This window comes from Parachitinimonas caeni (assembly GCF_030129945.1).
Lineage (GTDB): Bacteria > Pseudomonadota > Gammaproteobacteria > Burkholderiales > Chitinimonadaceae > Parachitinimonas > Parachitinimonas caeni.
In genome coordinates this window covers 1-279 of the sequence record NZ_JARRAF010000253.1, presented here as the reverse complement: position 1 = coordinate 279, position 279 = coordinate 1, and the positions used below count along the sequence as shown (strand labels likewise).

1 protein-coding gene is annotated in these 279 nt (G+C 65.9%); it reads right to left on the bottom strand.

The window, feature by feature from the left end:
* A partial coding sequence (locus PZA18_RS24565; protein ID WP_308447466.1) for a hypothetical protein occupies positions 1-279 on the bottom strand: 279 nt, incomplete at both ends.

Here is a 279-nt window from a genome sequence, read left to right as displayed (position 1 = left end):
TCACCGGGTCATGGATGGCGCTATAGGTCACGCCGGCATCAATGCGGGTGGTGTGGCCAGCGGCGTCGTAGCGGAACTCGGTGCGAGCCTGGATACCATCCGGGTCTTTGACTTCGGCCCGTACCCGACCATCCTCGCCGTATTCGGTCTGTACCACCCGGCCATCCGGCCCGATCTCGCGCAGCATACGGCCTGCGCCGTCGAACACATAGCGGGTGACCACCTGCTCGGCAGCGGTACCGCCAGGGTTGACGGTCTTGCTCACCAGGCGGTTGGCCG